Raw genomic sequence first — 25,941 nt, forward strand, 5'->3', positions numbered from 1 at the left:
CAATAATTTTATACATGGTTAAAAAAGCTGAATTTAACTGACTTTATATGTATGCAACAAAGGTGTGATTGAATCTATAGTATTTCTACACACTCGACCGCCATCACAACATAGAAACAGGATTAAGCCACTGTACGATTGTTTGTCTTAGCTGTCTTAAATCGCGAGAAAACTCTTGCTTAAACCACTGTCCTACTGCATCGAGAGGAGTAAAGTTAGAACCAGTTTGCCATTGCAAATCTTGACTTAAAGGCGTGGTATGAGTACCGCTGAGGGTTTTTAATGTTACCATCCCAGGAAAGCGTTGATGCAGCAACTTCACCAAAGCTTCAGACTGATCGATCGTGTCATTGGTAAACTTGATCGCTAAGTTGCGGCGGACTTCATAACGAGTTTGCAACAGAGTATTGGTTTCCAGAGGAGAAGGAGTAAACTCGACAGAGAAGCCTGGATTAAAATTCAACTGCTGTACTAACGGGATGGCATCGCGTGCCGCATAGTTATTGAAAGAAATGAGGATATTACCAGCGCGTTCGACATTGAACAGACTGCCAATCAATAAGTGGAGTTTACACCCCATACTATGCCCTACGCCGTAAATTGGTAAATAGCGGCTGCGGAGGAGAGATTTAGCGTAAAGTTGTCCGATCGCATTTTCAAACCCGTTCAGTACCGAGCGGGCGATCGCAGTATGATCTAGAGTATTGACAAACGGCGTAGCAACGACAACGTAATTTTCCTCAGCGAGTTGTTCTAAGAGCCAGCGATACGTCAATTGAGGTGCCGTAGCGACAAACGCACCTCCTAAAAAATGTACGATCCCGATTTGTTTGTGGGGAACTAAAACCCAGTTCCCAGCAATTTCTTTCCATTCCATGAGCTTAGGGAGTGGGGAGTAGGGTTTTAGGTATTAGCTTGATCTACCCAAACTTTCATATTCTTCAATTGTACTGCACCAAATTGGGTAACTAAGGCAACATCAGCCGCATCTCGTCCGTAGGCGATCGCAATTCTATTACCCCTTGGTTCTTTTTGGGTAGCATCAAACGTATACCAACGTCCGCCGACAAATGCCTCAAACCAAGCGTGCAGATCCATCGGATCTAACTCGTAAAGATATCCTACTACCATCCGTGCCGGAATATTTAAACTGCGGCTTAAGGCGATACCCAAGTGGGTAAAATCGCGGCAAACCCCTACTTTTTGCTCGGCTGTATCCACAGCAGAAGTAGAAGCATCGCTCGTACCGTAGCGATATTCTATATTTCGCTGAATCCAACTGCGAATCGCCTCTACTTGATCGTATCCAGGCGCAGCATTGCCAGCAATCTCATTTGCTAAATCTCCCAAGCAATCTGCTTGACAATAGCGACTGGGTAACAGAAATTGCAGCGTACTTTCCGGTAAATCCTGTACCAACACATACGGCGCGCCTAGTTGAGTATCAATTTTATCTGCGGTGTCTACTTCAGCTGTAGTTTGTATCTGAAATGAACCTGGAGGCGCTACCATCCGCTGACACAAATTACCATAACTATCGGTATACTCTATAACTTGTGCGCTGGGTTCGATGATGTATTCCTCTCGCATCACCCATTGTCCCAATCCACTGCGAGGTCTAAGCATGAAAATGAGTGGAGTTGGCGCGTTGACTTCATATGTAATTTGACACCCTGCAATCAGCCGCATTTTTACCTCCTCTTGACTTAGTTTATAAGTATTTACATATATGCTATCTAGTACAAAAACTGTATTATTAGCTAGTTTCCTGGGAGGTATTTTATGATTCTTGAGGCAGTAATGCTGAATGTCAAGTTGGGAATGGAAAGCGATTTTGAAGCAACTTTCAAACAGGCTTCCAGAATTATTTCGTCTATGAATGGGTATTTATCCCACGAATTACATAAATGTATAGAAATTAAAGGAAAATATTTATTACTTGTTAAGTGGAAGACGTTAGAATCTCATACAGTTGAATTTAGAGAATCTCCTGAATATCAAAAGTGGAAAAAACTATTACACCACTTTTACGATCCATTTCCAGTAGTCGAACATTTTGAAAAAATTTAACCGTAGGGTGGGCAATGCCCACCTTACTATTGTCTATTGAGAAGAACTTTCGCTTGTAGTTGTATCTTGACCTAACGTACCCTCAGCAGGTGGTGTTTGAGATTCGGTAGTAGCACTGTTATTCTGTTGGGGTTGAGTTGTTTCAGCTTCAGTTTCAGGCTGTGTAGGAGTGGGAGTTGTCATATTTTCGTTCTGCTGTGGAGTAGATGCTGGTGGTTGCAGAACTGGAACTGGTACTTCCTTAATTTTCTCAATTATCGTTTGTTTTTCCGAACTGCGATCGACCGTAGAAGATTCTGTGTTTGGTTTGTCGCTAGGTACGGGAACGAGAACGGGTTGTGGTGTCGATGTAGATGTTTGAGCAGATTGATTCAAATACCAAATGACTCCCGCACTCAACACTGCAATTGTTGTCAGCAGAATTCCCAAAAGCAAACCTCGTGCCGCATTTTCATTATCTCTTATAGTTGATGCTCTCTCTTGAGTACTGCGCTCTGCAACTCGACCGTGTACGTAGCCATGCTGATAAGAATCGTTAGATTCAGTCGTCTTTGTCACATTAACATGGGTGTTACCGTTAGCATCTTGATAAGACTCTTGACGCACTTCACGGTTATAGCTATTGCCTGGATTTAGATTAGACATGATTTCAATAAAACTCCTTTCAAGTTATCTAATGTTTTATTTGATACTTAAGGTTAGATGAAATCAGCATAATTCCTGAAATCAAACGAGTCACTCTATCCCCAGAAGGGATCTCTTTCAAGCTATTCCTCTATCTTGAGACGGATTATTCAAAAGAAATTTTAGTAATGTAGAGTAGGTTATGCCTATCTTTTATAAAAATGAGACAAAATAGATGTTTGATGGAGTTCAAGCTGTCTTTTTTTTCGTGGTTGATGTTGTTGAAGCAGCAAATTGGTACAGCAAACTTTTAAATCTTCCAGTCAAGTATTTCAATTCAGATGGAGAAATAAAAGCAGCTATAATTCAGGTTGGTAAAGTAGAAATGTTTTTTCATCCTGCTGATGCAAAGATGTCTCCTGGTAGTGCAGGTCAGGTTGCTTACTGGCGTGTCAATGACTTTGCAAAAGCACTTGATAAAGCAAAGCAGCATGGAGCTACGCTTTACCGGGGACCCTTAGTAATTGAAGATAATCAAGCAATTTGTCAGATGCGCGATCCTTTTAATAATTTCTTTGGTATGCAAGGTTCGCTCTAGACAAAATAGTTATTCTTAATTTGCCATCACTAATATTTCAGTAATCTTACCTCTCTTTTGGGCTTGAGAGTTGATCGATCTAGCTGCTAAAATTTCATGAATATGAAAATCTTTATATAACTCTCGAACCAACGAACAATTAGAATTAGAAAGCATAACCTTAACCCCACGACCTGCAAGTTCTGCAAATGTATCTCTCAATCTAATCTGATCTGTTTCGTTAAAAGAGTAACGACTATAGCCCGTGAAATTACTAGTGTTACTTAGAGGATGATAAGGTGGATCGAAATAAACAAAATCCTCTGTCGTTTTAGCAAATTCCAAAATAGCGTCAAAATATCTAACTTCTATTTTTACAGATTGAAGAGAATCTGAAACTAAACGCAATAACTCTGCACTACAAATAGTAGGATTTTTATATCTCCCCATTGGGACATTAAATTCGCCTTTAGAGTTTTCGCGGTATAAACCGTTAAAACAAGTTTTATTCAAATAAATTAATCGTGCTGCCATTTCCACAGACGTTCCCGTGAACTGCGATCGCACCCGATAATAATAATCGCGATCGTGCTGTTCTTGATGCCGTGTCAACAACTCGATTAATTCCTCAACGCGATCGCGCACGCAACAATACACATTGATCAATTCAGGATTAATATCTGTCAGTACTGCTGGAAACTTTTTTGTCGATTTATCGTTTCTAGCCACTCCATACAAGTAAAAAAAGACTGCCCCTCCTCCTAAAAATGGCTCGTAGTACGTAGCAAATTTTTGAGGAAAGTAAGAAATATATTGAGAAATCAACTGGCTTTTACCACCTGCCCATTTTAAAAACGGGCGCGGAAGGCTTAACTGGAGTGACTGACGTAGCATTCAATTTGTTCAATAACTCTCAACCTCACCGAATATAGCAGGGAGTAGTGAGTAGTGAGCAGTTATCAGTTATCAGTTGTCAGTGGCTAGTGGAACCAGTGGCTAGATTAAGATCTGGCGACTAGCTACTCACAAATGACTCTTGACCAATGACCAATGACCAATGACCAATAACAAATTGCTATAGAATAAACGTAATTCACATGAAAATAATTTAACAGCTAGACAAGGCTTATAAATCAAATGTTTGATGGCTTCTGGGAAAACGTCTCTCGCTACCCCCGCTACTTTGTAACGATCGTCTTGGGGATTTTCTTAAACGCCATATCTCCATTGACTCCCCTATTTAAGCGTCCCACTACCGCGATCGCGATCGTCGGTATGTTTGTTGGGTTATCTTTGTTCGTCCTATTTACCCTCCGCGCTATGTTGGGCTTAAGCCCGTCTTAATAAAATAGTGAAGTATCGCGAGAATAAGCGTATAGCCGATCGCCAACCGATCGAGCAAATGGAATCAGTATTATAATCTTTTGCCTGCTGCCTTCTTGCAATAGCTAATAGACTAGAAAAGTTGGGTAGAACCATTGAGTTGGCTCTACTGATTTGATTCAAGTATGAGGAAGGGTTATTGTTATGGCTACAAGTCGCCGCGTGGATCGCGTTGCTGAATTAATCAAACGCGAGGTAAGTCAGATGCTATTAAATGGCATCAAAGACGATCGAGTCGGTGTAGGTATGGTTAGCGTTACCGATGTAGACGTATCCGGCGATCTACAACACGCCAAGATCTACGTATCAATATATGGTTCAGACGATGCTAGAGAGCAAACTATGGCAGGCTTAAAGTCAGCCACAGGGTACGTTCGCCGAGAGTTAGGGCAAAGAATCCGTCTCCGCCGCACTCCAGAAGTTGTATTTCACGAAGATCGTTCGATTGAAAGAGGAACGAGAGTGCTGTCGCTGATTAATCGGCTCAATCAAGATCGTCCTGCCAATCTAGAGCCAGACTACGCGGAAGATGAGATCGAAGCCGCCACCGAGGATGAAGCGTAACCTACTGAGATCAAAATATGTGAGGGGCATATAGCTGTGTGTCCCTACCTGTGCTTCTCGATCTAGGAAATGAGGCATAACTTGCTATCTTTCCCTACCCTATGTCGATATAGATCGGGTTCTAAGTTGAGGTACATATAAAGTTTATGTAGATTTAGCGATCGCCGTTAAAGTTCAGTAGCTTCACCTATCAATCCGGTATGTTAAAACCTACTTTAAAACTAAATAAAATCTGAAATGAGATACGATACCGTACATTCTCGGTATCTGGCGTGTTTCTATCTCAAGGTAGAAAAGATTGCCGAGCTTGCCCTTTGTTGCTAAAACCCAGATGCAGCCAGCTCTGAATTCTCTTAAGGATCTTTTTAGAAAAAATTCGGTTTCGGAAACCTAGTCTGAGTCAAGGTTTGGAATAATCTTAAAAAAACACGGAAAAAATTAAGATTTTTTTTATAATTCTGTTAGATCGTCACCAAGGTTGGGCATAACAAATATAGAAATCTATCTTGGTAACGTTATGAACTTCCGCCTCAATGCAACCATCGCTGCTGCTGCTATTGCTCTAGTTTCTAGTTTCCAATTTCAAGCTTTTGCCTCCGAACCAGATTACCTCTGCTTCGTTACGACTGGTGCGGGGGACGTGCTGGACTTATCTCAATCTCTATGTGCTGAAAAAGCTACAAAATCGACAATCGCAGCTCTAGACAAAGCATTTATTGAAGCTTATAAACAGCAAGCCATGACGCACGCTGACGTGCGCGATAACTTGATCGCTAATATTCAGCAATCTCCAGAAGCTAATATCGCAGCCGCAAAAGGTGTTTGTAACGACTTAGAAGCCGGAATTTCCTTAGAGGAAATTCAAGAAGCTCAATCGGAAGAGCATGAAGCAAAAGCAGATGAGGTCAATTCGGAAATCGTCAATAAACTAGCTACACAGTACTACTGCCCAGGCGTGCAGTAAACCTATTCATCTATACGATCGATAAATCAAAGTGCGATCGCAAAACGTCAAGGCATGTCAGCAGATCGTCACATAATATTTCCTCTCAGACACAATTTGACGGTTGAATCTGTATATATCTGCTCAAGTAGTCACGAACTGCTCGTCTTATCTTATTTATGATGGGGGAAAGTTGATTATATATATAAATAGTCAATGCTTACCCAAATAAAAGACATAGCCCTAAAGTTAGCGCCGCGTTTAATTGAAATTCGCCGCCATCTCCACAGTCACCCAGAATTAAGCGGTCAAGAATATCACACATCTGCTTATGTTGCTGGTGTCCTTTCATCTAGTGGAGTTCATGTCAGAGAGGCGGTTGGTAAAACTGGTGTAGTAGGAGAAGTACAGGGACATGGTAGCGATCGCCGCTTATTGGCAATTCGTACCGACATGGATGCACTACCCATCAACGAACGCACGGGATTAGAATTTACTTCCAGAGCGACAGGTGTGATGCACGCCTGCGGACACGATGTCCACACCACCGTAGGACTTGGAACTGCTATGGTTCTTTCCGAACTAACATCCCAGTTACCAGGTAACGTGCGGCTGTTGTTCCAGCCAGCAGAGGAAACTGCTCAAGGAGCCAGCTGGATGATTGCTGACGGGGTGATGGAAAACGTCTCGGCAATTCTATCCGTACACGTCTTCCCTTCCATTCCCGCCGGAAAGGTAGGTATCCGCTATGGGGCGCTAACAGCAGCAGCAGACGAGTTAGAAATTACTATTATCGGTGAATCGGGGCATGGGGCGCGACCCCACGAAGCGATCGATGCTATTTGGATCGCCGCGCAAGTCATTACCACCCTGCAACAAGCCATCAGCCGCACGCAAAACCCGTTGCGTCCAGTGGTACTAAGCATCGGACAGATTACAGGTGGTAGAGCGCCAAACGTCATTGCCGACCAAGTCAAATTACTTGGCAGCGTGCGATCGCTCCATCCCGAAACCCGGACTAATCTACCTGGGTGGATCGAAAAAATTGTCGCGAATATTTGCCACTCCTACGGAGCGCAATACGAAATGAGCTATCGCCCAGGAGTACCAGGGGTGCAAAATAATATTGGTCTATCCCAAATATTACAAACAGCCGCAGAAGAGGCTTGGGGAAGCGATCGCGTTTTAGTTTTAACCGAACCTTCCCTTGGTGCAGAAGACTTTTCACGCTATCTCGAACACGCTCCTGGTGCTATGTTCCGCTTGGGGGTAGGATACGAAGATCGCACGAACTATCCCCTGCACCATCCTCAATTTGAAGTTAACGAAGCCGCGATCGTTACTGGTGTCGTCACCCTTGCCTACGCTGCGGTGAAGTATTGGCAATAGGAGAAGTCGAAAGTCAGAAGTCAAAAGTTTAGAATTAACTGTTTGCTGATAACTGACAACTTTGTACAGACGTTACATGTAACGTCTCTACACTGACAACTGACTTAGGAAAGATGCAGCCATATCCACAGATTTGCTACTTTAACAAAAAATCCCGAGACAGTAGTAATTAAAATATGGCATCACCTACACCACTGCAAGGTACTGAATTAGTTGACTGTGCGAGAGCAAACGCTAAGCAGGGAATTGAAACTGCTGCCCGTCAGTGCGGTTTTGGTGAAGATTTAAATGGTTTTTCACAAGCGCTCAAGCAAGCCTGCGAAAGCATGAATTTACAAGTGAAGGAACTGAGCGAACTCATTACCGATGACGAGATGATCCTTCAAATGGGTAAAGGGGAAATTGTTGCACCCGATAGTGCTTCGGAACTGTGAGCGGGGATTAGAAACTGGGAATTTTAGACCCGTAGAATGACTCTTGCTAAGTTGAAATAAATCAAAACTCCTAATACGTCAACTGCGGTTGTGATAAACGGCGCTGACATCAAAGCCGGATCTAAGCCTAGTAAGCGAAATAAAAATGGTAGTGCAGAACCGGAAACAGAAGCCAAAACAGAAATTGCGACAAGACTGGCTCCCACGGCGATCGCTACCGATAAGTTTCCTTGTAAGAAAAAAGCCCAAATCGTGGCGACCGTCCCCAACATGGAACCGAGTAATAATCCAGCTAGTGCCTCTCTAATGATGACTTGTGCTGGTCCTAACGCCCTAATTTCATCGGTATTCATTCCGCGAATGACAACAGTTGAAGACTGCGCCCCTACGTTACCACCAGTCCCAGTGAGTAAGGGAATAAACGCCGCTAGGGTGACGACTTTTTGTAATATATCTTCCTCAGCTTTAATAATTGTGCCTGTAACGGTATTTGTAATTAGTAAAACAAATAACCAGACGACTCGCTTGCGGGCAACGGAGAATAAATTACTCTGAAAATAACCATCGCCCCCTGACTGCACGCCTCCACCTAAAGCGTAGATATCCTCTGTTGTTTCCTGTTGAATAATATCAATTACGTCATCTACAGTAACGATGCCGACAAGTCGCTGTTCGCGATCGACGACTGGGACAGCGAGAAAATCGTAACGCTGAATTAATCTAGCTACTTCTTCTTGATCGGTATCTGTATGCACGCAGATAGCATCGCGGGTCATAATTTCGCCAATCGTTTCTTGCGGATCGGCAGTGACTAAATCACGTAAAGATAAGGTTCCCGTCAGCCTTCTCGCTGCATCGGTGACGTAAAGGTAGTAAATAGTTTCTGTATTTTTAGCTAAATAGCGAATGCGTTCCAGGGCTTGCGTGACGGTCATTCCCTCTTTCAAAGAGATTAACTCTGGGGTCATGATCCGCCCTGCTGTTCCCGTTTCGTAGCCTAATAGTAAAGCGGTGGCTTGCCGTTCGGAAGGGCTGAGTTGTTCTAGCAAGCGATTGACAATTTTAGCGGGGAGTTCGTCGAATAAGCGGGCGCGATCGTCTGGCGACATTTTATCCACGATATCGATCACGTCTTGGCGCTTGAATTCTTGAACGAGTGCTTCTTGTACGCTATGGTCGAGATATTCGTAAACTTCGATCGCCTCGCCTTTAGAAAGCAAGCGAAAGGCAAGGACTTGCATTGGTTCGGGTAAGCCTTCAATGGCTTCGGCAATATCAGCAGGCTGTACCGGAACCAAAATGGCTTTAGCTCCCTGTAAGTCTCCCTGTTCCAGTAGGGCTAGCAGTTGAGTACGTACAAGGTTGCGTAATTCTCTACGGGAGAAGTTTTGCAGGGTCGAGGATGGGTTGTTACGATCGGTCAATAGCCTATCCTCCTATAACAGTCAAGTGAACGTGCTGCCTTTAGTCTAGGTGACGGTGGCAGCTACCAGATCGAAGCATACTATTTTTCGGCTCGATGTTTTAGCGCGAGCGCATACTAATGTAGGTTAAGTATCCGCGATTGCAATTTTCTAAATTCCTGGTTTCGATTCTCTCTAATCCAGGCTCCAGGCACATCGCCTAGTTGGTAGAGTTCGTTTTAAAACAAGGTCGGCGATCGTGCCTCAACAACTTAACTATCGAGTTCCAAATATCTTCTGAGGATAGGCAACATAGATCGTTTTCTGGAATTGGATAGAGTCCAATTGAAGGAACTCTATGTGAGGCTTCATCGTCTCTATAGGTGTTTCCTCTTATAGATATTGCCTGGTATCTAAGTAGAACATTTATCTAATTGTTTTTATTTATACTTAAAAAACTGACTTTATTGTATACTTAACTTAATAAAGTAATAAATATTGCCAACTTATATGATTAATAAACAACAAGTAGCGATCGCTACCATATTAATAATGTTGTCGATTATACCTGCTTACAAGGCAAAAAGTAGAATGGGGGTGAATATTTTGCCAGGTCCCCACACCCCGAATTTGGTAGAAAAGTTGACGAGAGGCAAGTTCAAAGCTGAGTGGGTAGATCGAAACTGGTTTCGTCGTCCCGATTTGCCTTTCAACAGTTAACGCGACGCAGATGGAAGGAAAGGGGAAAAGTACGAGCTATTCATGCTCGGCTGGTCGTGCAATAATAAACGGTCTGTGACCAGATCGTTCGCCTTCTCATGTTGCAATCCTCCGCTTCTACTGACGACTTAGCTGCTGTCTTGGCAGAGTCAATCGATCTAAATTTTGAACTGCCTGATCCTGAAGACGAAGAAATTTCGGAACATGATTTTCAGCAGCAGCTAGACAATGCTTGGCTAGTTTGCGATCGCTTCGATCTACAGACAGAAATCTGGCGGGGCAAAATTTTAAGGGCAGTGCGCGATCGCGAGAAAAAACAAGGAGATGCCCGTGGGAGTGGTTTTCTCAACTGGTTGAAGGCGCGGGAAATTAGTAAAAGTCAAGCATACTCCTTAATCGAGTTAGCTAACAGCGCCGATACGCTAGTAGAACAAGGGCATTTAGACCCCAATGCCGTAAGATGCTTTAGTAAACGAGCGTTTATCGAAACTGCAAAAGCGGAACCAGAAATTCAACAATTAGTCACCGATGCAGCGAGACGAGGCGATCGCATTACCCGTCGTGAAGTGCGTCAGCTATCAGATGAGTGGATGGCGATGTCGTCCGAACTCCTCCCCGAACCCGTTAAAGTGAAAGCTTCAGAAAACGCGCTTCCACCCCGCTATCTTGCGCCTCTGGTAAAAGAAATGGAAAAATTACCAGAGTCTCACCAAAAAGAGTTACAGCGGGAAATTGCAGCAAATCCTGACGTAGACACAATTAAAGAAGTGACAACGGAAGCAAAGTACCTGTCCAAATATATTAATGCTGCTACGACCGTCCAAGCCCTAAACAATGACGATGTAGACTTAGAACGGGCGATTCAGGAAGCAATTCGAGTAGGCTGTATTAACGTCGCGGCTGACTTGGTAAATCAGGCATCGCAGTTAGAACAAACCATAGCGAAACTTTACGGTACTTGGAAGCGGATTGGTAGTTTAGCCGATCGCCTGTATGTAGATACGGGGGCGAGTACTCCCCACTTGCGATCGCTTTTGAGTTGTCTCGAACCCCTCGGTGGTGAAGTGATGGAAGTCAGTTTAGGTGGGGATAACGAACGCACGATCCGCTTGCAAATCACCGAGGAATGAGGAGCGAGGAGTGAGGAGTGAGGAGCGAGGGAATTGATTCATTTTGGATTGCTGTCTCTCCCTCAGCTCTCTCAGCCCTCTTGTGTTCCCCTCACCCCTCGCTCCTCACTCCTCGCTTCTCAGTTCTTTATTCCTGTCGAAGCAATTCCCTGAATAAATTGTTTCTGCCCGATCAGAAATATTAATATGACTGGCAAGGTAGCGATCGCGACTGCTGCCATCAGTAAAGACCAGTTATTAGTAAATTGTTCTTGAAACTCAGCTAGTGCTAATTGAACTGTCCGCAATTCTGGGCGCGTTGTGAAGACAAGCGGTTTAAACAAATCGTTCCATTCACTGATAAATGTAAACAAAAATAATGTTACCAAAGCCGGACGAGATAAAGGCAACATTACCCGCCATAAAATTTGCAGGCGGTTCGCCCCATCGATCGCTGCTGCTTCTTCTAACTCTATGGGAATAGTTTGAAAATACTGCCTGAGTAAGAAAATTCCAAAACCGTTTACAGATGTAGGTAGAATTAAGGCTCCATAGGTATTAATTAAATGCCCCCATTTGAGGACGAGAAAGATAGGAATAACTAATAACTGAAATGGAATGACCAAAGTTGCCAAAACAACCAGCAGTAATGCTTGTCGTCCTCGGAATTTCAATCTTGCTAAGGCATAACCCGCTAAAGCTGAAGTCACGATTTGAATTCCAGTCACGGCTAGAGCTACTAGCGTAGAATTAGCAAATGCTAGCAAGAAATTTGCTCGCTGCCATGCTTGTTGGTAGTTTACCAAAGTCCATCGCGATCGCGTTAACAAATCGGGTGTTGACCCAGGCAGTGCAAAGGATGTGAGGAAGACAATTCCCAATGGGAGCAAGACAATTACCGCTCCCAGTATCAGCACTATAAAACTAAGGGATGGTATAGAGAAATTTTTATGTTTGGCATTTACATCTTTCTGAAGCATGAATTCTTCGCTTTCCTCTATGCTTTTATACCTAGAGGTGATATTCTCCCAAATGGACTCTATTTTGCTGCAATAGATAACAGATCCCCTTGGGATTTGTTAGGTTTAATTTTAATTATTGTTGACGCTGATGCATAGAGCTAAAGAGTCAACCGCAATCGACAAAGCTGATTTACGCCAATAGGAGTGAACGACTATGCAGCAAGTTGCTGCCACCTCCGAAATCGATTTCCACAGCGAAACCTATAAGGACGCATACAGTCGCATTAACGCGATCGTGATCGAAGGGGAACAAGAAGCCTACGAAAACTATATTCGTTTGGCTCAAATGCTACCGGACTTCAAGGATGAGCTAATTCGCCTATCCAAAATGGAGAACCGCCACAAAAAAGGGTTTGAAGCCTGCGGGCGCAATCTCCAAGTTACACCGGATATGCAATTTGCTCGCGAGTTCTTTTCTGGGCTGCATCAAAACTTTCAACAAGCAGCATCAGCAGGACAAGTCGTGACGTGCTTGTTAATCCAATCGCTGATTATTGAGTGTTTTGCGATCGCGGCTTACAACATCTACATTCCCTGTGCCGATGACTTCGCCCGTAAAATTACCGAGGGCGTGGTCAAAGACGAGTATACTCACCTCAATTTCGGCGAAGTTTGGCTGAAAGACAACTTTGAACAGTCCAAAGCCGAACTAGAAGCAGCCAATCGCCAAAATCTCCCGATTGTCTGGCAAATGCTGAACCAAGTCGAGGATGATGCTCGGGTTTTAGGCATGGAAAAAGATGCTTTGGTGGAAGACTTCATGATCCAATACGGTGAAACCTTTGCCAATATTGGCTTCTCTACCCGTGACATCATGCGTCTATCCGCCTACGGACTACAAGCTGTTTGACATAGGGGTTAGGGACTAGAGTAGGAAGTCGCTAGTAGCTAGAATTGCTTGTTCCCTACTCCCTACTCCCTGCTCCCTGCTCCCTTTATGTAGTATTTTTAAGATTAAAGATACAAAAGTTCTCATCCACCCGCTCTGCTTTGTCAGAGCTACCAGTTTGACATCCGTAATACATGTTTGGTCTAATCGGTCACTTAAACAGTCTGGAACACGCACAATCGGTAGCAAAAGAATTAGGCTACCCCGAATATGCCGATCAAGGACTTGATTTCTGGTGCAGCGCACCACCACAGATAGTCGATGATATCAAAGTTACTAGCGTCACTGGACAGCAAATCGAGGGCAAGTATGTCGAATCTTGCTTTCTGCCAGAAATGCTTGCCACGCGACGGATTAAAGCCGCAACGCGAAAAATCATCAACGCAATGGCGCACGCTCAAAAGCATGGGATTGACATTACAGCTTTGGGCGGCTTTTCTTCGATAATTTTTGAAAACTTTAACTTGCAGCAGATCAAACAAGTCCGTAACGTGCAACTGAAATTCGAGCAGTTCACTACGGGGAACACTCATACTGCGTACATTATCTGTCAGCAGGTGGAGCAAGCAGCAAAGCAGTTGGGCATTGACCTCAATCGAGCTACTATTGCCGTTTGCGGTGCTAGCGGTGACATTGGTAGTGCAGTTTGTCGCTGGTTAAATGCTCGTACCGACGTAGCAGATTTATTACTAATTGCCCGCAATCAAGAGCGCCTACAAGCATTACAGGCAGAGTTAGGACGGGGTAAAATCTTAGATTTGGAAACTGCCCTACCGCAAGCAGATATCGTCGTCTGGGTGGCAAGTATGCCCAAGGGAATTGAAATCGATACCCAGATGTTAAAACACCCCTGTTTGATGATTGATGGTGGTTATCCTAAAAATCTGGCAACAAAAATTCAGCATCCAGAAGTTTATATTCTCAACGGTGGCATTGTCGAGCACTCTTTGGATATCGACTGGAAAATTATGAAGATTGTTAACTTCATGGATGTACCAGCTCGTCAGTTGTTTGCCTGCTTTGCTGAATCAATGCTACTGGAATTTGAAAAGGTCTACACTAACTTTTCTTGGGGACGCAACCAAATTACTGTGGCAAAGATGGATCAAATTGGTCAAATGTCTCGCAAACACGGCTTTCGCCCTCTACTGTTTGAGAATTCACCAGTTTAAGGATTGAAGAGTCAGTCAAAAGTTAAAAATTAAAAGTCAAAAGTCAAAACTTGAGGAGTCAGGAGACAGAAATCAGAAGTCAAAATTAACTGGTTACTGATAACTGACTCGCCACTCTCTTTCCCTCACTCCTCACTCCCCACCCCTCGCTACTCACTACTCACTTCCGAGATGGCAACAACCGAACGCAAAACTCTACTGTTAGATTTTGAAAAGCCACTAGTCGATTTGGAGTCACGCATCGACCAAATTCGAGAGCTAGCAACAGAAAATGGCGTTGACGTGTCGGAAGAGATTCGCCGACTAGAAGCCCGCGCTCGCCAATTGCGCCAGGAGATTTTTAATAGTTTATCTCCGTCGCAAAAATTACAATTGGCAAGGCATCCCCGTCGCCCTAGTACCTTGGATTACATTCAAGCTATTAGCGACGAATGGATGGAGTTACACGGCGATCGCCGTGGAAGTGATGATTCTGCTATAGTTGGTGGCGTAGCGCGCCTTGCAGGGCGACCGGTCGTCATCTTAGGCAATCAGAAAGGACGCGACACGAAAGATAATATTGCCCGTAGTTTTGGGATGGCTTCCCCTGGTGGCTATCGCAAAGCTATGCGGTTGATGGAACACGCCAACCGCTTTGGAATGCCAATCTTAACTTTTATTGATACTCCAGGGGCTTTACCCACAGTCGCAGCTGAAGAACAAGGAATTGGGGAAGCGATCGCCTACAATCTACGCGAAATGTTTAGCTTAGACGTACCGATTATTTGTACCGCGATCGGTGAAGCTTTTTCTGGTGGTGCTTTGGGTATTGGTGTCGGCGAACGCCTGCTCATGTTTGAACACGCAGTTTATACTGTCATCACCCCCGAGGCTTGTGCTGCAATTGTTTGGCGAGATGCAAGTAAAGCCGCTCAAGCTGCTATAGCATTAAAAATGACAGCAATCGATTTACAAAATTTAGGTATTGTTGACCAAATCTTACCGGAGCCAATTGGCGGCGCTCACTCCGACCCTCTCAAAGCCGCGATCGCTCTCAAGCAAGCTTTGCTACAACATTTAGAAGAATTAACTCAACTTACCAGCCAACAGCGCCGTCAACTGCGGTATCAAAAATTCCGTCAGATTGGTGTTTTTACCGAATTTGATTCCTAAGTTTTGTCAGAAGATGAAGACGGAAAAGATGGTGATATAATCAACAAGGGGTGTAAAGATTTCTTACAACCTCTCATTTTTGTCTCATGCTAGGCAAAACAAAGCAAAGTGGACAATAGGTAGCAGCAATGTCTACCGTAACGGCTTGCGATCGCCAATCGATCGGTAATCTCTATGTTCTATTCAACTCTACTAGAGATTTACATAATAAATCCGCGATCAAATGGCTATAGCCAACATGAATAAAGAATTAATAATCTGCCCGAACGTTCGAGACAATAATTCTCGCATAGAAATTGTAAGTTGAATCTAGAGGTAATTGCATCTATCAGGGGTAAGAGATTGACATGAGTACGACAGCCATGCAATTTGTGGTGCGATTAAGTTGGAGTTTATGACATTGACAACGGGAAAACGCGCCCTAATTACGGGTGCTAGTAGTGGAATTGGTAAAGCAACAGCCCTCGCCTTTGCAAAGACGGGAGTAAACATAGCTCTAGTTGGTCGTTCGCTAGACAAATTAGAGGCAGTTGCAAGTGCAGCAAGGCAGACAGGCGTAGAAGCAAAAACTTATGCCCTGGATCTTGCCCAAGTCCATGTCGTGCCAGAGAAGATGGCTGCGATCGCTGCCGATTGTGGAGCTATAGATATTTTGGTTAATAGTGCGGGTATGGGCTACACGGGGGCTTTGAGTGCTACGCCTCTGCCTGACTGGCAAAAAGTGATAGATTTAAACCTAACTAGCGTGTTTGGATGCATCTTGGCAGTTTTACCCACAATGCATCAGCGCGGCTCCGGTACAATTATTAACGTTGCTTCCATCGCCGGACAAACTCCTTTCCCCAACTGGGGAGCTTATTCCGTCAGCAAAGCTGGTTTGATTGCCCTATCCAAGACCCTAGCAGCAGAGGAAAGCGCTCGCGGTATTCGCGTCACCACCATCTGTCCTGGTGCTGTGAATACAGAACTTTGGGACAGCGAAACAGTTCAGCATAACTTTGACCGGAATGCCATGCTGACACCAGAAATTGTCGCTCAGTCCATCGTACATACAGCCTTGTTACCAGCACCAGCCGCGATCGCCGAATTAACTCTCATGCCTGGTGGTGGCGCTCTATAAGTCATTTGTTATTTGTCATTTGTTAAGTGAATGCTATCGAAGCGTCTGCGATATCCACAAGCAATTAGAAATATAGGCTTGTAGTTTTAGATTCTCAAAGTTGGACAGTATACCCGTTGTCACTGGTTAACTTTCCACTTACTGCTAACTCATGGCTAATGACCAATGACTAATGACCAATAACCATTGTTAAACTTTATCTGAGACATACCCATGACTATTGCTGCTTCTAACGGTTCTAATGGTTCTACCAATCGCTTTCAATCATCTCCTTTGAATTCCGATCTGGTTGAGGCAATTCAATCCCGACCAGACCGCAACACCCACAACGGTCAAAAACCAAACTTACAGACACCTACTGAAGCAGAAGCTCACGAATCGATGATGGAGGCTGTACGCGCCCTCTTGATCGGTGTAGGCGAAGATCCAGAACGAGAAGGTTTGTTGAAAACCCCTAAGCGTGTTGCGGAAGCCATGCGGTTTCTCACGAGTGGATACAGTCAATCTTTAGAAGAACTCGTCAACGGAGCCATTTTCGATGAAGGACACAACGAGATGGTACTCGTGCGCGATATCAACTTCTTCAGCTTGTGCGAGCATCATATGCTGCCCTTTATGGGTAAAGCTCACCTTGCCTATATTCCCAATCAAAAGGTTGTGGGTCTGAGCAAGCTAGCTCGAATTGTCGAAATGTACTCCCGCCGTTTGCAAGTACAAGAACGACTGACGCGCCAAATCGCTGAAGCGGTACAGGAAATTTTAGAACCTCAAGGCGTAGCAGTGGTCATGGAAGCAACCCATATGTGTATGGTGATGCGTGGGGTGCAAAAACCTGGTTCTTGGACTGTCACGAGTGCCATGCTCGGCGTATTCCAAGACGAGCAAAAAACCCGCGAAGAGTTTTTCAACTTGATTCGCCATCAACCAGCTTTCTTTTAAGGGAGCAGGGAGTAGGGAGCGAGGAGTGAGGAGTGAGGGAAGGGAAAAAGAAGACAAGGGGGACAAGGAAGCAGGGAACCTCGCCATCGGAGCCGCGTAGCAGGGAGTTTTGAAGAGTGTATTCTTTTCGTCACCACCTGGTCTTGGAATTTGCGATCGCGCTTTAATTAGTACTTAGTTATACTGCACCCAATGACATTTAGCATTTGGGTGCATTTTTTGCAGAAAAAAACTAAAATCTTTGCCAAAGAGAATACTTTCTCAAAATAAAAATTAAACTCTATTAGCTAAGTACGTAAATTCCTGTAAATAAAGATCGCCTGGGGAGGACAGAGCGAATTGATGTCAGATATAAAAAACTTAAACAGTCAAGCCATCCGTAAAATTTATTTCCTGATATGATATCGCGTGACATTTGTATACTGGACTCTGGGGTGAGGTGCGAGGAGTAAAAATGACTAATTATGTTGATTTAAGTGGTAAACCATTCCATTTCATCGGTATTGGTGGTATTGGGATGTCAGCCCTTGCTTATATCTTAGCTAAGCGTCGTCTACCTGTTTCTGGCTCCGATATCCGCGAGAGCCATATCACCGAGAAATTAGCAGCCTTAGGAACGCATATTTTTAGTTGCCAAGATGCATCCAATCTAGAGTTTTTTCGCTCCCAGACCGATGCCAGCTTCCAAGCTTTAGCAGTGAGCGGTAATAGTGCGCCTGTATTTGTAAAGTCATCAAGACGAGCTAGTCAAGCGATCGCCAACAGCAAAATTGCCGAGTTACCACAAGTTATCTGTTCGACGGCAATTCATGCAGGTAACTTAGAGTATCAAGCAGCGCTGGATTTAGGTTGTCCGATCTTTCATCGTTCCGATTTGTTGGCAGCACTGATTCAAGAGCGTTACAGCATTGCCGTAGCTGGGACTCACGGTAAAACAACCACCAGCAGCGCGATCGGGTACATGTTACTCAAAGCTGGTCTCGACCCTACCATCATCGTTGGTGGAGAGGTAAAAGCATGGGAGGGTAACGCGAGGCTCGGGAACAGTCAGTATTTAGTAGCAGAAGCAGATGAATCGGATGGTTCTTTAGTCAAATTGGCTTGTCAAATTGGTGTAGTCACTAACATCGAACTCGACCATCCCGACCACTACAAGTCTCTAGAGCAGGTAGTCAAGACTTTTCAAACTTTTGCGCAACAGTGCCAGCATGTCGTAGGTTGTATAGATTGCCCAACAGTCCGCGATCGCCTGCAACCGACAATTAGCTACAGCCTCAATCCAGAGATGGCGGCAGACTACACGGTATCCAACGTGGTTTACGGTGCTGATGGCACGATCGCCACGGTATGGGAGCGAGGAAAAGAGTTAGGGCAGTTGCGTTTGCCATTGCTAGGACAACACAATCTCAGTAATGCCTTAGCCGCGATCGCTGTTGGTCGGCTGCTGGGAGTAGAATTTGCGGCGATCGCCGATAGTCTAATCACCTTTGAAGGCGCTAGGCGTAGATTTGAACTGCGTGGTGTTGTTAATGACATCCAATTCATCGACGACTACGCGCACCACCCAAGCGAACTCCAGGCAACCCTGGCGGCTGCGAAGTTGCAAGCTAAACCCCAAACTAGAGTCGTGGCGATCTTTCAGCCTCACCGCTACAGCCGTACTCTGACTTTTTTATCAGACTTCGCCAAATCTTTTAGTCATGCCGATGCCGTCGTTCTCACGGATATCTATAGCGCAGGCGAGTCCAATTCAGGGCAGATTGACGGCGAGAGACTAGCAGCACTAGTTGCAAACCATCATCCTCAAGTCACGTATTTACCTACACTTACTGCTGTCGAGGAGTTTTTGGTAGATAATTTGCGTTCTGGGGACACAGCTTTATTTTTAGGTGCAGGGAACTTGAATCAAATTATTCCCAATGCAATTGAAAGAATCAAGGCTAACGGTTGACAGTTATCAGGGAACAGGGAGTAGGGAGCAGAAAATAGGGAATAGAGAGCAGGGAGTTTACATTAATTCCGAATTTCGACTTCCGAACTCCGACTTCTCCCTTGTCTTCTTTGTCTCCCTTGTTTTCCTTGTCCCCCATCCCACACCTCATTCCCGCTCGCAACACCATTATGACCTCCTCCCAACACCCCAACCCAATTCCGATTCCAGAAACTGCTGGCGATCGCCAGATAATATACTTGCCTGGAACAAAATGCGCGATTAAGTCTCAAGTCCCGTTGGCTAGTCTCACATCCTTTCGGGTTGGAGGACCAGCCCAATGGTATGTAGCACCTCAAAATCTAGCAGAATTGCAAGCTAGTTTGGAGTGGTCGCGCTCAGAAGGATTAGCCGTGACGCTGATTGGAGCAGGTTCTAATTTATTAGTTAGCGATCGCGGTCTGCCTGGTTTGGTCATTGGCACTCGTCATTTGCGCTACAGCCGCTTCGATCTGGGAACCGGTCAATTGACCGTGGCTGCTGGAGAACCTTTACCTCGCGTAGCTTGGCAAGTGGCAGAATTAGGCTGGCAAGGGCTGGAGTGGGCTGTTGGAATTCCTGGTAGTGTCGGCGGTGCTGTGGTAATGAATGCAGGAGCGCACAAAAGCTGCATTGCCGATATTTTAGTCAGCGCTCAAGTTTTGTCTCCCTCTGGGCAGCTAGAAACCCTTACTCCAGACCAACTAAGTTACAGCTATCGCACCTCAATTTTGCAAGGCAGCCAGCGCCTCGTCACTCAAGCTATCTTCCAGCTGCAACCAGGCGCAGATCCACAACAAGTGCTAGCAACCACCACCGAACACCTAGAGCAAAGGCGGCGTACTCAACCCTATCATCTACCTAGCTGTGGTAGCGTGTTCCGTAACCCCCTACCCTACACCGCTGGCTGGTTGATCGAGCAGTCAGGTTTAAAGGGCTATCAAATTGGTGCAGCTCAGGTTGCACAGCGCCATGCTAACTTCATTCTTAACTGTGGTGGTGCAAAAGCTAACGATATCTGGCAGCTAATTCGTTACGTCCAGCATCAAGTAGAAGAACGTTGGTCGCTACTGCTAGAGCCAGAAGTGAAAACAATTGGCGAATTTTAATCTGTATAGAAATGGATAGTTGACAGTTGACAGTTGACAGTTAACGGTTAACTGTCAACTGTCAACTATCAACATTAATTGCGAATTGCGAATTGTGAATGCAAATTACCTTTGACCTTTATCGATTCTCGGCGCATCTATAATTTAATGGAACTTCGATTAAATCGACTCAACTAGCATATGACACAAGGACAAGGAAAAGGATTTGGCTTCGGTCTGGGCAAAATGAAGGAACTCGCAGATGCCTTCAAGAAAGCGCAGCAGGTGCAAGAAGGTGCGAAAAAGCTCCAAGAAGAATTGGAGATGATGGAGATCCAGGGCGAAGCTGGTGGAGGTATGGTCAAAGTGTCTCTCAGCGGCAACCAAGAACCCCGACGGGTAGAAGTGGCTCCAGAAGCATTGCAAGAAGGCGCAGATGTCCTCTCCGATCTCGTACTGGCAGCAATGAAAGATGCTTATAACAAATCTACTGCTACCATGCGGGAACGGATGGAAGAGTTAACTAGTGGTTTGGAATTGCCAGGAATGTAAATTCGTCATTCGTCATTCGTCATTCGTCATTTGTATATAACCGATGACTGATGACAAATGACAAATGACAGACAAAAAGCAATTGTCAAAAATTATCTGTATGTATAAGTTACTTTTTGTCTGCCTGGGTAATATTTGCCGTTCTCCAGCGGCGGAAAATATTATGAACCATTTGATCGATCGCCATCAGTTGGGCGATCGCGTCGTTTGCGATTCTGCTGGTACGGGTGGCTATCATGTTGGCAGTCCGCCAGACCGTCGCATGACGTTTGCAGCAGCTAATCGGATGGGAATTCAGTTACGCGGTCGAGCGCGCCAGTTACAAAAATCGGATTTGGCGGAATTCGATCTGATTTTGGCAATGGATCGCGAAAATTACTACGATATTCTGGCACTAGATTTCAGTGGTGAATACCGCGATAAAGTGCTTTTGATCTGTGACTTTTGCACCGAGCATACCATGAAAGAAGTGCCTGACCCCTACTACGGTGGTGCAGAGGGATTTAACCAGGTGATTGACCTCCTGCTCGATGCTTGTAACGGACTGCTCGATCGCGTCAAACAGGAAATTGCAGACAGTGAGTAAAGAAATCGTAAGTCGTAAGTCGTAAGTTAAAACACTAGCCATTCACAAATGACGAATGACAAATGACTATTCAACCAATCGATGCTTCATCGCATAACCGACGAGTTCGGCTCGGTTGTTGGTTTCTGTTTTGCGCAGGAGATTGCTGACGTATTTTTCTACTGTGCGGGGACTAAGGTGGAGCTGGCTGCCAATTTGAGCGTTGGAAAGACCGTGAGTGAGCATGACTAACACCTCCTGCTCGCGTTGGGTGAGGTGGAAGGGAAAATCAAGTTTTTCGACGATCGCCGTTGCGGTTGTCTGAGGACGCAAACCTTCTTCCTGGGATAGGCGATACTCTGATTGGATCATTTGCGATCGCTCCAACAAATTGCGGATTGCCGCTCCTAGTTCTTGTAACTCAAACGGTTTAGGTAGGTAAAGATCTGCTCCCGACTGATAGCCTTGAATTCGTTCTTCAGTTTTGTTACGTTCTGTTAAAAAAATGACTGGTAGCAGTCGAAATGAAGGATGTTGTCTGACACTCCGCACCAATTGATAGCCGTTCATGCGCGGCATCACAATATCTGTCACCATCAAATGAGGGCGATAAGTCTCGACCATATCCAAGCCTTGTTGCCCATCAGCAGCCGTAATGACTGAGTAACCAGCCATCTCAAGATAATCACTGATAGCCAGACGAGTCCCAGGATCGTCATCAACAACAAGAATAGTCAGAGGCATGAATAATATGGAGTTACTACGCTGAGTAAAGATTTTGCAGTTTCTGGCTGTACTTTGACAGTATTCACCGAGGATTTATTTATCCTACCGAAACATATCCATGCAAGTAATTCCAACTCTTGATAAAAAATAGTCATCGCGATCGCTACAGTAGGAGATAGGAGTCAGGGATGTTAGAAGTTTGTTTGACGGGTTAAAGTCCCTAAGATAATCTATGGAGAGAGTTTAAACAAGGCATCTTCACTGAACTCTAATAGTTCATCCGTGGGAATAATTCTGTCTTCTGTGTCTTTACCTCAGAAAATGAGATGTATTCTTAATTTCGAGAGTAGCGATTTAGCATGGCAAGATAGCGAGAAACGTGATAAGTTCGCAATAGCCAGCATACCTTAACTTTTAGCAAGGTAGATGTAAATCTTTTAGCAAATAGTCGATAATTTATTTTCCCCTTACTTTAGTACTTTAGAGCAGCACGAGAATACTGCAAGAAAACTTCAATGAGCGACAACGACGGTTATAAGGTATTGAGCGACAATCGCAAAGCCCGCTTTTTGTACGATATCCTCGAAACCTATGAGGCAGGATTGCAACTCATGGGTACAGAAGTCAAGTCAATCCGCGCAGGTAAAGTCAACCTGCAAGATGGCTATGCTCTTATTCGTAACGGAGAGGCATGGCTAATTAACGTTCATATCTCACCCTATACTAGCAGCAGTCAATATTTTAATCACGACCCTCGCCGCACTCGTAAACTACTACTGCATCGGCAGGAAATTCGCAAGCTGATTGGTAAGGTAGAACAACAGGGTCTGACATTAGTGCCGCTAAAACTGTATCTCAAACGCGGCTTAGTCAAAATTAGTATTGGACTCGCTAAAGGGAAAAAACTCCATGACAAGCGGGAAGATTTAAAGCGTCGCCAAGACCAAAGAGAGATACAAAGGGTAATGAAAAACTACTAATCAGAAGTTAGTTTAACTACAAGCTAAAAGTTAAATTTGGTTAAGAAGAGTGTTTTTTCTATTTCTCTAGCTAGATCTACCAACAAATGAGTTTTCTGGCTTAAGAGCGATTTAGTTTAGATTGCTACTGAATAGATTAGTAGGCAGCATAACAATTCAACCAGAAAACTCAACCATGAAAATTGCTGCTCTTTCTAAAATAATTGGTGCTGGAGTTCTCGCCTTCAGCTTGACAGCACTACCTGTATCTGCACAAACTACCACCACCCCAGACTCTGGAACAACAACGACTCAACCTACAGTGGTTGATGACGTAGACGATCGCGATGATGATAGTAACTGGGGTTGGCTTGGCTTACTCGGTCTAGCTGGTTTACTCGGTCTAGCTGGAAGAAAGAAAAAAGAACCTACAGCATATCGCGATCCCGATCGTACTGTAGGTAGCACGACCTATAGAGAATAATCTTTCTGATTTTCCACAAATGGAGATCTAAATAATGTCTGAAGGAAAATGAATAACTAGGCAATTTTTGTGACTGCCATACAAGCAAGTTGCCTAGTTTTTTCAGTATCTAGGTGTAGGCATTTCGGGAGATGTCAGAAGTGGCGATCGCTTTTTAGCTTAGATGAGTACTGTATTTACTCTCACCCATCTATGATTTATATTCCCGATCCACAAATTCCCAATCCGACACCAAGTCCCCTACCTCAACCGACTCCAGAACCAACTCCCCCACCAGCACCGGAACCCGTACCGAGTCCCGTACCGCAGCCAATTCCATCGCCAGCACCAGAACCCGTACCGAGTCCCGTACCGGAACCCGTACCCGCACCAATTCCCCAACCCGTACCTGCACCAATTCCGCAACCAATTCCCGAACCGGTGTAGATAGCAGCAAATGCTATTCCGTGACTGAGAAATCTAAAGTTTCGCAAAGATTAACTTGGCGCTTGTCTATTTCACCATCACCAGTAATAGCACGGATGTCGTAAAGGCATGAGGCGGAGTTATCCTCAAAAACTATGTCAGCCGATTCATCTGGAAGTAGGACATCTCGATCTAACAGATTCGCTCCCCACTTGTCAGCGCCAGAATTAGATAGATGTATTTCCTGAATATTGACGCTGGTTTCATTGTGTAGCGTAAAATCACGTATGTCGGCTCTGGCGACTGGAGCGATCGCGCCAATAACTGATAAGCACAAGCTAGCAGCAATAAGTAAAGTAGAAGTCTGATTCTGCAACACAAACATTAACCTACACGAACCTAGATAGTTTTTTCAGGATAGAATTCACCTGTGGTAAAAACCTCCGTGAATTTTGTGAAATTAAGTTTCATATATCCCTCTGAGATTTTGTTATCCTGACAAAGGAATAAGCGATCGTTACACAGCCATGCTCAGAGCCGGAATTGTCGGACTGCCTAATGTCGGCAAATCTACATTGTTTAATGCTTTAGTTGCCAATGCCAAAGCTGAGGCAGCTAATTTTCCTTTTTGTACGATTGAACCAAATGTGGGCGTGGTTGCCGTACCAGATGAACGACTAAAGGTGCTTGCCGAAATTTCTAACTCCGCGCAAATCGTGCCTACGCGGGTTGAGTTTGTCGATATTGCGGGTTTGGTGGAAGGTGCAAGTCAGGGAGAAGGACTAGGCAATCAATTTCTGTCCCACATCCGCGAAGTTGATGCGATCGTTCATGTCGTGCGTTGTTTTGAGAATGACGATATCATTCACGTTGCTGGTTCTGTCGATCCGGTGCGAGACATTGAGGTGATTAATTTAGAACTGGTTTTAGCAGATTTAGCCCAAATCGAACGTAGAAGCGATCGCGCCCGCAAGCTAGCTCGAACCAGCAAAGAAGCTCAGCTTGAATTGACTGTGTTAGATAAATTGACAGAAGCTCTCAATCTAGGTAAACCAGCCCGTCAAGTTAGTCTAACTGATGAAGAAGCTGTTTTAATTAAAGGGTTGGGATTGCTCACAGCTAAACCAGTTATTTATGCCGCAAATGTATCGGAGGACGATCTGTCAACTGGAAACCAATGGGTGGAACAAGTCAGGCAGTTTGCAGCCTCTGATAAAGCACAGGTGGTTATAGTTTCAGCACAAGTGGAATCGGAATTAGTCGAGATCCCAGAAGAAGAACGAGCCGAATTTCTTGCCACATTAGGCGTAGAAGAAGGCGGGTTAAAATCTTTAATTCGCGCTACCTACGAATTACTCGGTTTGCGTACCTACTTTACTACAGGTCCAAAAGAAACTCGCGCTTGGACAATTACCGCAGGAATGGTAGCACCGCAAGCTGCTGGAGTCATTCACTCTGATTTTGAGCGCGGTTTTATTCGCGCTGAAACGGTGGCTTACAATGACCTAGTAGCCAATGGCTCGATGAATGGAGCCAAAGAAAAAGGTTTAGTGCGTAGTGAAGGAAAAGAATACATTGTTAAGGAAGGGGACGTGATGCTGTTCCGGTTTAACGTGTAGCGTTTTAGAAGGAGACAGGAGACAGAAAATAGAATGGCTCCTAACTCCTCTGACAAAATCGTTT

At 44.6% G+C, this 25,941-nt stretch carries 30 protein-coding genes; 22 read left to right on the forward strand and 8 right to left on the reverse strand.

The features are described from left to right. Window positions 1–103: 103 nt before the first annotated feature. A complete protein-coding gene (locus N4J56_RS02990; RefSeq protein ID WP_015153643.1) occupies window positions 104–877 on the reverse strand; it encodes a DUF1350 family protein in 774 nt (257 codons plus the stop codon). A 26-nt stretch (window positions 878–903) separates the two neighbouring features. Beyond that, the gene (locus N4J56_RS02995) at window positions 904–1,689 is read right to left on the reverse strand and encodes a transglutaminase family protein (protein WP_317105084.1); all 786 of its coding nucleotides are present in this window, start codon (window positions 1,687–1,689) and stop codon (window positions 904–906) included. A gap of 93 nt (window positions 1,690–1,782) precedes the next feature. Here N4J56_RS02995 and N4J56_RS03000 point away from each other — a divergent pair, with 93 nt between their 5' ends. Then, complete coding sequence (locus N4J56_RS03000; protein ID WP_317105085.1) at window positions 1,783–2,070, forward strand: antibiotic biosynthesis monooxygenase; 288 nt, start codon at window positions 1,783–1,785, stop codon at window positions 2,068–2,070. A gap of 33 nt (window positions 2,071–2,103) precedes the next feature. On the opposite strand, the gene N4J56_RS03005 is transcribed toward N4J56_RS03000, so the two are convergent. Then, window positions 2,104–2,715, reverse strand: coding sequence for a hypothetical protein (locus N4J56_RS03005; RefSeq protein WP_317105086.1), 612 nt, complete (start codon window positions 2,713–2,715; stop codon window positions 2,104–2,106). A gap of 214 nt (window positions 2,716–2,929) precedes the next feature. Between N4J56_RS03005 and N4J56_RS03010 the strand changes: the two genes are divergently transcribed. Further along, a complete protein-coding gene (locus N4J56_RS03010) occupies window positions 2,930–3,292 on the forward strand; it encodes a VOC family protein (protein WP_317105087.1) in 363 nt (120 codons plus the stop codon). A gap of 15 nt (window positions 3,293–3,307) precedes the next feature. On the opposite strand, the gene N4J56_RS03015 is transcribed toward N4J56_RS03010, so the two are convergent. Then, on the reverse strand, window positions 3,308–4,165 hold the full coding sequence (locus tag N4J56_RS03015; protein WP_317105088.1) for a DNA adenine methylase: 858 nt from the start codon (window positions 4,163–4,165) through the stop codon (window positions 3,308–3,310). A 243-nt stretch (window positions 4,166–4,408) separates the two neighbouring features. Here N4J56_RS03015 and N4J56_RS03020 point away from each other — a divergent pair, with 243 nt between their 5' ends. The 5 genes from N4J56_RS03020 to N4J56_RS03040 all read left to right on the forward strand — a co-directional run bounded on the left by N4J56_RS03020 (window position 4,409) and on the right by N4J56_RS03040 (window position 7,984). Next, a complete protein-coding gene (locus tag N4J56_RS03020) occupies window positions 4,409–4,615 on the forward strand; it encodes a DUF751 family protein (protein WP_015153636.1) in 207 nt (68 codons plus the stop codon). A gap of 183 nt (window positions 4,616–4,798) precedes the next feature. Further along, a complete protein-coding gene (rbfA, locus tag N4J56_RS03025; protein ID WP_317105089.1) occupies window positions 4,799–5,218 on the forward strand; it encodes a 30S ribosome-binding factor RbfA in 420 nt (139 codons plus the stop codon). 517 nt (window positions 5,219–5,735) lie between these two features. After that, window positions 5,736–6,182: a DUF732 domain-containing protein gene (locus tag N4J56_RS03030; protein WP_317105090.1), complete on the forward strand. Its 447-nt coding sequence runs from the start codon at window positions 5,736–5,738 to the stop codon at window positions 6,180–6,182. A 195-nt stretch (window positions 6,183–6,377) separates the two neighbouring features. Then, entirely contained in the window at window positions 6,378–7,550 is a 1,173-nt protein-coding gene (locus N4J56_RS03035; RefSeq protein ID WP_317105091.1) for a M20 family metallopeptidase, read from the forward strand. 176 nt (window positions 7,551–7,726) lie between these two features. Beyond that, window positions 7,727–7,984, forward strand: coding sequence for a hypothetical protein (locus N4J56_RS03040; RefSeq protein ID WP_106166946.1), 258 nt, complete (start codon window positions 7,727–7,729; stop codon window positions 7,982–7,984). Window positions 7,985–8,007: 23 nt separating this feature from the next. Here N4J56_RS03040 and mgtE read toward each other — a convergent pair whose 3' ends face one another. Then, a complete protein-coding gene (gene mgtE, locus N4J56_RS03045; protein WP_317105092.1) occupies window positions 8,008–9,408 on the reverse strand; it encodes a magnesium transporter in 1,401 nt (466 codons plus the stop codon). A gap of 489 nt (window positions 9,409–9,897) precedes the next feature. Here mgtE and N4J56_RS03050 point away from each other — a divergent pair, with 489 nt between their 5' ends. Both N4J56_RS03050 and N4J56_RS03055 read left to right on the forward strand, forming a co-directional pair. Beyond that, entirely contained in the window at window positions 9,898–10,107 is a 210-nt protein-coding gene (locus N4J56_RS03050) for a hypothetical protein (RefSeq protein WP_317105093.1), read from the forward strand. A 98-nt stretch (window positions 10,108–10,205) separates the two neighbouring features. Beyond that, complete coding sequence (locus tag N4J56_RS03055) at window positions 10,206–11,237, forward strand: hypothetical protein (protein WP_317105094.1); 1,032 nt, start codon at window positions 10,206–10,208, stop codon at window positions 11,235–11,237. Between the two features lie 119 nt (window positions 11,238–11,356). Here the strand turns inward: N4J56_RS03055 and N4J56_RS03060 are convergent, their stop codons facing one another. After that, a complete protein-coding gene (locus N4J56_RS03060; RefSeq protein ID WP_317105095.1) occupies window positions 11,357–12,196 on the reverse strand; it encodes a carbohydrate ABC transporter permease in 840 nt (279 codons plus the stop codon). A gap of 196 nt (window positions 12,197–12,392) precedes the next feature. Here N4J56_RS03060 and N4J56_RS03065 point away from each other — a divergent pair, with 196 nt between their 5' ends. The 9 genes from N4J56_RS03065 (at window position 12,393) to N4J56_RS03105 (ending at window position 21,705) form a co-directional block, all read left to right on the forward strand. After that, window positions 12,393–13,088 (forward strand): aldehyde oxygenase (deformylating), encoded by a 696-nt coding sequence (locus tag N4J56_RS03065; RefSeq protein ID WP_317105096.1) that lies wholly within the window; start codon window positions 12,393–12,395, stop codon window positions 13,086–13,088. 173 nt (window positions 13,089–13,261) lie between these two features. After that, window positions 13,262–14,299, forward strand: coding sequence for a long-chain acyl-[acyl-carrier-protein] reductase (locus N4J56_RS03070; protein WP_317105097.1), 1,038 nt, complete (start codon window positions 13,262–13,264; stop codon window positions 14,297–14,299). Window positions 14,300–14,470: 171 nt separating this feature from the next. Next, the gene (locus N4J56_RS03075) at window positions 14,471–15,451 is read left to right on the forward strand and encodes an acetyl-CoA carboxylase carboxyltransferase subunit alpha (protein WP_317105098.1); all 981 of its coding nucleotides are present in this window, start codon (window positions 14,471–14,473) and stop codon (window positions 15,449–15,451) included. A 394-nt stretch (window positions 15,452–15,845) separates the two neighbouring features. Then, window positions 15,846–16,571 carry an SDR family oxidoreductase gene (locus N4J56_RS03080; protein WP_317105099.1) on the forward strand — a complete coding sequence of 242 codons (726 nt, stop codon included), beginning with the start codon at window positions 15,846–15,848 and terminating at the stop codon, window positions 16,569–16,571. 213 nt (window positions 16,572–16,784) lie between these two features. Beyond that, the gene (folE, locus tag N4J56_RS03085; RefSeq protein WP_039715992.1) at window positions 16,785–17,510 is read left to right on the forward strand and encodes a GTP cyclohydrolase I FolE; all 726 of its coding nucleotides are present in this window, start codon (window positions 16,785–16,787) and stop codon (window positions 17,508–17,510) included. 454 nt (window positions 17,511–17,964) lie between these two features. Then, window positions 17,965–19,461 (forward strand): UDP-N-acetylmuramate--L-alanine ligase, encoded by a 1,497-nt coding sequence (murC, locus tag N4J56_RS03090; RefSeq protein ID WP_317105100.1) that lies wholly within the window; start codon window positions 17,965–17,967, stop codon window positions 19,459–19,461. Between the two features lie 170 nt (window positions 19,462–19,631). Then, the gene (gene murB / locus N4J56_RS03095; protein WP_317105101.1) at window positions 19,632–20,588 is read left to right on the forward strand and encodes a UDP-N-acetylmuramate dehydrogenase; all 957 of its coding nucleotides are present in this window, start codon (window positions 19,632–19,634) and stop codon (window positions 20,586–20,588) included. A gap of 180 nt (window positions 20,589–20,768) precedes the next feature. Next, window positions 20,769–21,119: a YbaB/EbfC family nucleoid-associated protein gene (locus tag N4J56_RS03100; protein WP_015153618.1), complete on the forward strand. Its 351-nt coding sequence runs from the start codon at window positions 20,769–20,771 to the stop codon at window positions 21,117–21,119. Between the two features lie 64 nt (window positions 21,120–21,183). Continuing rightward, the gene (locus N4J56_RS03105; protein ID WP_317105102.1) at window positions 21,184–21,705 is read left to right on the forward strand and encodes a low molecular weight protein-tyrosine-phosphatase; all 522 of its coding nucleotides are present in this window, start codon (window positions 21,184–21,186) and stop codon (window positions 21,703–21,705) included. Window positions 21,706–21,771: 66 nt separating this feature from the next. Here the strand turns inward: N4J56_RS03105 and N4J56_RS03110 are convergent, their stop codons facing one another. Further along, window positions 21,772–22,428, reverse strand: coding sequence for a response regulator transcription factor (locus tag N4J56_RS03110; RefSeq protein WP_015153616.1), 657 nt, complete (start codon window positions 22,426–22,428; stop codon window positions 21,772–21,774). Window positions 22,429–22,925: 497 nt separating this feature from the next. Between N4J56_RS03110 and smpB the strand changes: the two genes are divergently transcribed. The 3 genes from smpB (at window position 22,926) to N4J56_RS03125 (ending at window position 24,279) form a co-directional block, all read left to right on the forward strand. After that, window positions 22,926–23,390, forward strand: coding sequence for an SsrA-binding protein SmpB (smpB, locus tag N4J56_RS03115; protein ID WP_317105103.1), 465 nt, complete (start codon window positions 22,926–22,928; stop codon window positions 23,388–23,390). A gap of 175 nt (window positions 23,391–23,565) precedes the next feature. Next, window positions 23,566–23,853 carry a WGxxGxxG family protein gene (locus tag N4J56_RS03120; protein ID WP_317105104.1) on the forward strand — a complete coding sequence of 96 codons (288 nt, stop codon included), beginning with the start codon at window positions 23,566–23,568 and terminating at the stop codon, window positions 23,851–23,853. Window positions 23,854–24,045: 192 nt separating this feature from the next. After that, window positions 24,046–24,279, forward strand: coding sequence for a hypothetical protein (locus tag N4J56_RS03125; protein WP_317105105.1), 234 nt, complete (start codon window positions 24,046–24,048; stop codon window positions 24,277–24,279). 13 nt (window positions 24,280–24,292) lie between these two features. Here N4J56_RS03125 and N4J56_RS03130 read toward each other — a convergent pair whose 3' ends face one another. Next, entirely contained in the window at window positions 24,293–24,637 is a 345-nt protein-coding gene (locus N4J56_RS03130) for a hypothetical protein (RefSeq protein ID WP_317105106.1), read from the reverse strand. A 148-nt stretch (window positions 24,638–24,785) separates the two neighbouring features. On the opposite strand from N4J56_RS03130, the gene ychF reads away from it, so the two are divergent. Next, window positions 24,786–25,877, forward strand: coding sequence for a redox-regulated ATPase YchF (ychF, locus tag N4J56_RS03135; RefSeq protein WP_317105107.1), 1,092 nt, complete (start codon window positions 24,786–24,788; stop codon window positions 25,875–25,877). Window positions 25,878–25,941 lie beyond the last annotated feature (64 nt).

The organism is Chroococcidiopsis sp. SAG 2025 (assembly GCF_032860985.1).
In the GTDB taxonomy this organism is placed as follows: Bacteria; Cyanobacteriota; Cyanobacteriia; order Cyanobacteriales; family Chroococcidiopsidaceae; genus Chroococcidiopsis.